At 70.3% G+C, this 5,758-nt stretch carries 6 protein-coding genes; all 6 read left to right on the top strand.

Translation table 11 applies throughout. From position 1 onward, the window contains the following. Positions 1 to 650 (top strand): TrbG/VirB9 family P-type conjugative transfer protein (locus tag RN901_RS06685; RefSeq protein WP_310757230.1); only part of this gene is annotated, 650 nt, incomplete at its 5' end. Continuing rightward, positions 647 to 1,888 carry a TrbI/VirB10 family protein gene (locus RN901_RS06680; RefSeq protein ID WP_310757228.1) on the top strand — a complete coding sequence of 414 codons (1,242 nt, stop codon included), beginning with the start codon at positions 647 to 649 and terminating at the stop codon, positions 1,886 to 1,888. The genes RN901_RS06685 and RN901_RS06680, both read left to right, overlap by 4 nt. A gap of 16 nt (positions 1,889 to 1,904) precedes the next feature. Further along, on the top strand, positions 1,905 to 2,801 hold the full coding sequence (locus tag RN901_RS06675; RefSeq protein ID WP_310756940.1) for a hypothetical protein: 897 nt from the start codon (positions 1,905 to 1,907) through the stop codon (positions 2,799 to 2,801). Positions 2,802 to 2,813: 12 nt separating this feature from the next. Further along, positions 2,814 to 3,803 (top strand): type IV secretion system protein, encoded by a 990-nt coding sequence (locus RN901_RS06670; RefSeq protein ID WP_310757226.1) that lies wholly within the window; start codon positions 2,814 to 2,816, stop codon positions 3,801 to 3,803. Positions 3,804 to 3,820: 17 nt separating this feature from the next. Continuing rightward, the gene (locus tag RN901_RS06665; protein ID WP_310757224.1) at positions 3,821 to 4,492 is read left to right on the top strand and encodes a VirB8/TrbF family protein; all 672 of its coding nucleotides are present in this window, start codon (positions 3,821 to 3,823) and stop codon (positions 4,490 to 4,492) included. Continuing rightward, on the top strand, positions 4,489 to 5,424 hold the full coding sequence (locus RN901_RS06660) for a hypothetical protein (protein ID WP_310757222.1): 936 nt from the start codon (positions 4,489 to 4,491) through the stop codon (positions 5,422 to 5,424). Before RN901_RS06665 ends, RN901_RS06660 begins: the two co-directional genes overlap by 4 nt. Positions 5,425 to 5,758: the final 334 nt, after the last annotated feature.

Here is a 5,758-nt window from a genome sequence, read left to right as displayed (position 1 = left end):
GAGACTCCGAGTACTGGCACCTGACCGGCGCGGCGAACGTCGCGTACCTGAAGCCCCTAGCCGAGGACGCCGCGACCAACGTCGCGCTCGTCTGCGAATCCGGGCGCATCTACTCGTTCCTCGTCTCCGAGCACGCCGAGGAGCCGACCCACCTGGTCTTTCGCGTCGAGGCGGGCGCGGAGGCGGCGGGGATGGCCGGTGGGATGGGTGGACCCGCGTTCGTCGCGCGGAGCGAAGTCACGGCCTACCAAGAGATGGCGGCCGAGGCTGCCGAAGCCGTCCGTCGCGCGCGAGAACGGGCCGAGGCCGGGATCGGCGAGGCACGCGAGCAAGCCGCGAGTGAGATCGAGGCGTTCCGTGCCGCCTATCCCGCAAGGCTCGCGTTCGAGTACCGGCTGGACCGGGGAGCGTCGGGGCGGCCGTTCCTGGTCGAGGCGATGTGGCACGACGGACGGTTCACGTACATCCGCTCGCGCGCGCAGGAGTCGCCTGCGCTCTACGAGATGAAGGACGGCGAGCCGAGCCTGATCGCCTACGACCTCACCGACGACGGGCTGTACGTCGCCCGCCAAGTCCTGGGCGACGGGTGGCTCCAGATCGGGGACAAGCGGGTGCGTTGGCGGTTCGAGCCCCGGGAGGGCTCACGATGAGCCGCTGGAAGCAGTGGGTGAAGGAGCCAAAGGGCGCGCTGCCGGGCGGCCTCGTCACGAAGGCGGGGATCGTTCTGATCGCCGTGCTGGTTGCCGGACTTCTGTTCTCGTCGTCGCTCGCCGGTCCCGGTGAAGACGAAGCCGCCGCGGGAGCGCCCGCGCAGCCGCGAGCGGTGAACGACCGCGAGGGCCGGTCGTTCGAGGAGGGCATCCGCGACGAGACGGAGCGCGAGACGCAACGGGCCGCCGCCCGGAACCGCGCCGCCCCACCGGACCGGGATGCCGGAGCCCCCTCCGGCGCGGGGTCGGTAGGTGCGGGGTCCGCAGGTACGGATGCCGGCGGTGGTAGTCGAGCCCCCGGCATGGGCCGCGCCGAGTTCGAGTTGCGCGAGGCGCTCCGCCTCGAAGAGGTCGAGCGCAGGACGCGCTCGCTCCGCTCGTTGCCCGTCGCACAGTCGCACCGAGACCCGAATGGATCCCCGGATGCGGCGGCGGCGTCTTCCCTGCCGCCCGAGTCTCCCGATGCGGCACTCGACGGGGCGCTCGCGTCCCTCGGGCAATCCCTCGCCGCCCTTGAGGCCGAGATGGCGGCCGGACTGGCCGCCGGAGAGTTCGCGCCCGGCGTACCGACACCTCCCGGCAGAACCTCCACGCCGGAGCCCAGCCGTTTGGTGCGGCCGGATGACCCGGCGGGCTGGGAGCGCATCCACGAGGGCACGTTCCTTGAGGCGGTGCTGGTGACCCAGTTGTCGGGCGAGTTCCCCGGCCCCGTGCTCGCCATGGTGTCGGCGCCGCTCTATTCGGCCGACCGCCAGCGCGTTCTGATCCCGCGCGGCGCCCGCGTCGTCGGCATGGCCCGGGCGGTCGAGACCCAAGACCAGAGCCGTCTGGCCGTGGCGTTCCACCGGCTGCTGCTGCCCGGCGGAAGCTGGGTGGACCTTGAGTTCACTGGCCTGAACCAGGTGGGCGAGAGCGCGCTCAAGGACCAAGTGAACCGGCGCTACCTCTCGACCTTCGCCGCCGCCGGAGCGGTCGGGGCGCTGAGCGGTCTCACGCTGGCCGGAGCGTCGCCCTACGGACTCCGGGCGGGCGTCGGCCAGGGGCTCGGTGGCAGCGCCACCTCGATGCTGGACCGATACCTGAACCGGATGCCGGAGATCACGATCCGCGCGGGCCACCGGCTCCGCGTCTGGCTCACCTCCGATGTCCTCGTCCCCACCCCTCCGACAGACCGATAAGAGAAAGGACTTGTCCATGCGATTCCGTTCCCTCGCCACCGTTTTCCTCGTGCTGCTCCTGATGCTGGCCAGCGCCGCTCCCGCGAGCGCGCAGTTCGACTTCGGGAGCTGGTTCCAGCGGGCCACGATCATCGCGAACCAGATCACGCAGATCTCGCACCAGGTCACCCAGATCCGGTCGATGGCCCGCCAGCTTACGGAACTCGAAGACCAGCTCGACCACATGGAGCGCGCCGCCAAGGGCGAGATCGACGCGCTGCTCCAGCCGTTTTCCGACCTGTCCGCCGATCCCGTGGGCCTCGTGCGCGACGGACTCGGCTGGCGCTCGGACTTCACCGGCCCGGCCCGGGGCACGGTCGACGCCGTCCGGAGGATGGGCAGCGGACGCTCGTTCACGCGGCACTGGAGAACCATCCGCCACGCCGCCGACCGGGTGTCGGACGCCGACATCCTGGCTCTGTTTGCGAACCTTCCGCCCCAAGCCGCGACGCGCGCGCTGGAGGACCACCGCCGCGCCCGCGAGGCCGCCGACCGGCAGCGCGTGCTGGACTACGCGGCGCTGGACGCGGCCGCCGCGCTCGCCGGGACCATCGAGAGCGCCCAAGGCTCGTTCGCGGACCTCACTGCGAACGGAAACCTGTCCAACACGGCCCTTCAGCAGGCCGGAGTCGCGGCCTCGCTGAGCCAGGGGAGGATCAACGCGGCCCTCGGCCAAGTGCTCGCCCATCAGACGGCAATGGAGGCGAGCCGGGCGAGGCAGGCCGAACTCGCGCACCTGGACTGGCTGGGCCGCTGGCACGATGGCCGTGCGCGGGCGAACGCGTTCGCCGGGACCATGCGGAACGCGGCTTCGCTGAACCGGGCCGCGCTCAGGGACGGGCTCCTGTTCCGCGTCCCGTCGTTCTACCGGTAGGGCGCGACGGCCATGCAACTGCCCCCGCAGTCCATCGACCCGAACGTCCCGGCGCAGATCCCCGCCGATCAGCTTCAGGACTTCAAGAGCTTCCTCGACGTGGTGCTCGACACCGTCGTCGGCGGGGCCGCGCCCGACGTTCACACGCTCGGGCTCCAGCTCTGGGGCGGGCTCGCCGCCGTGATGGTCGCCTGGACCGGACTCAAGATCGCGTTCAGCGGCACGTTCCAGCCCTGGGAGATCATCAAGCTCGTAATCGGGATCGCGATCCCCCGCACCCTGCTCCACTACTATGTCGTCCCGATCCCCGGCGTCGGGCTGACGTTCCCCGCCATGATCGCCGGAGGCGGAATCTGGCTTCAGAACTTGTTTCTGTCCGACGTGGTGTCGGCAGGGTACACCGAGATGACCGCGCTCGTGCAGGCGTACTCCGCGCACCTGAGCGCCGCATGGTCCACGGGGAACCTGCTCTCGATCGTAACGGCCGGCGCGACCGTGATCTTCTCCTCGCTCATCACGCTCGTGATGGGCGCCTCGCTCGTGGTCTGCCTGCTGGCGCTGTTCTGCGTCACCTACGCGCAGGTGATCTGGGCGCAGGTCGCCATCGCCATCGCGATCCTGCTCGGTCCGGTGTTCATCGCGTTCCTGCTCTTCGAGCCGCTCTCGTTCCTGTTCTGGGGATGGTTCCGGACGCTGATGGTCTACACGCTCTACGGCGTCGTGGCCGGGGCCGTGCTTCGGGTCTTCATGGGCGTCGGCATGGGCTACATCACGACCTACGCCGATGCCCTCATGGGCACGGGAACGGCGGACCCGTTCGAGCTCTGGCTCTGGGCCGTCGTCCTCATGCCGCTCGTCGTCTCCGGCCTCATGGCCGGGCTCAAGGTCGGCGAACTCGCCTCGATGCTCGTGTCCGGTTCCGGCTCCGCCGGGTCCGGGTTCGTCGCGCTGATCATGCAGGGAGCCAGCAAGGCTGCGGCTCCCGCCAAGCCCCCCGTCTGAGCCCCAAGGAGTAGCCGATGATGAAACGAGACCGTGACGCCGGTCGCGAGTACGCCGAGATCTGGGGCGAGGCGGTGCAGGCGAACAGGAAGCTGCGGACGATCCTGATCTTCCTCTCGGCAAGTATGGCCCTCGGCGTCTTCGTCCTGCTGCGGATCGCGGGCACCGAGCCGCCCAAGCCCATCGTGATCCGGGTCGACGACGTGGGCCGAGCCGAGGCGCTGGCCTACGAGGCCGCGACCGCCCAGGCCGATCCGCTCGATCCGACGACGAAATACTTCCTGAACCGGTTCGTCCACGACTTCCACTCGCGCCGCCGGGCGACCGCCCAGGAGCACTGGACCCGCAGCCTCCGGTTCCTGAGCACCGATCTCGCGAACGCGGCGTTCCAGCGGGACGGGGCCGAGGTCGCGGCCACGGCGGCCGGAACCGCCGAGACCGAACTCGAAGTCGAGCAGGTCGTGCTCCGCATCCACCCTGCGCCTGAGCCGCCGCACGGCGCGACGGCGGACTTCGACCTCGTGCATTTGAGGGGCGAACAGGAACTGCGCCGCGAACGCTGGTCGCTGACGCTCCGCTTCGAGTTCCTCGACTCGGTCCCGCCCGAGCTGGTCGTCCACAACCCGATGGGCCTCCTCGTCACCTACATGCGGGCCGACCTAGCGCTCGTGACCGGGGAGTCGCCGTGATCGCCCATCTGAAGGGCCGCGAGAAGGCGCTCGAAGCGTTCGGGTGGACGGGCCGCGAGGCCGAGTGGATCGCGCTGGTCTGCCTCCACAGCGGCGTGTTCACCCGCGATCAGATCTCGGACTGGCTCCGAATCGACCGCTTCAAGGCGCTCCGCTTCGTGCAGGACATCACCGAGCGGAGGCTGGCGGCCGAGGATACCCACGAGGGCCGCAAGGTCTGCCGGATCTGCGCGCGCGCCGTCTACCGGGCGCTCGGCGCCGAGGACATCCGCCACCGCCGGATCGCGTCCTCCGAGGTGCTCCTTCGCCGCTTGCTCTCACTCGACCACGTGATGGGGCACGCTGGCAAGGCGTGGCTGCCGACCGAGCCCGAGAAGGTCGCGGCCTTCGAGGAGATTGGGATCGACCGCCGGGTCCTGCCCGTGCGTGTGTACCGGGGCGCCGGCGGCAATACGCGCCGCTACTTCCCCCTCAAGTTGCCCGTCGCGCTCGACGCCGGGGGCGGGGTGTTCGTCTACGCCGATCCGGGCCACGAGACCGCTGCGGGTCTCCACTCCTGGGGCCGCGCCCACCGGCAACTCTGGGCCGCGCTCCAGAAGCGGAGCCGGCCGGTTGAGGCTGTCGCCGTCGTTCGCACCGACCGCGAGTTCGAGCGGGCCGAGAAGGTTCTCGGCAACTGGACCGACCCGGCCCGGTCCCCCAGCCGCTCGCGGGCGTCGGCGACCGGTCCTGAGATCCGCCGCGAGATCGAACGGATCGAACAGGGCATCCGCGGCAGGGACGAGAGCGTGATCGAAGAGCACGGCAGCCTCCGGGGCTGCCTGGCGCGGCTCGCCGAACTCCGGGCCGCGCTCCCGACCGCGCCGTCCGAAGCGATGATCGACGGCTTCACGGTATGGCGGTCGAGGCGGCTCTCGGGAGACCCGTTTTGATCGCCGGACCCGGGGTGCCGATGCCGATCCGGCGTGCACATCCCATGTCGGGGTGCTTGTGCACGGAAACCGCGTTCCCGTGTGCACGACGCCGATCCCGCATGTCGCTGGCGCGCTTGCGGTTGCACCACGGCCGCCGGACCGGCGATGCCGATCAGGCCATCGAGGCCGTGGCTGGGAGCGACCCCCCATCTCGGCATGCCTCGATCGGCATCGGGGAGGATGGCGATGTGCATCCCCATCCTCCCCTCCGCTGCGGGGTCGCTCCCAGCCAGCAGTCCCTGTACCCCTGATGTACCCATTCGAGCGTGTTTCACGTTAGATCGAAGGACTC

Origin of the sequence: Candidatus Palauibacter soopunensis (genome assembly GCF_947581735.1) — a bacterium.
In the GTDB taxonomy this organism is placed as follows: Bacteria; Gemmatimonadota; Gemmatimonadetes; order Palauibacterales; family Palauibacteraceae; genus Palauibacter; species Palauibacter soopunensis.
Note: the sequence above shows the minus strand (reverse complement) of the source record. Positions and strands in the feature narration are given on the sequence as shown.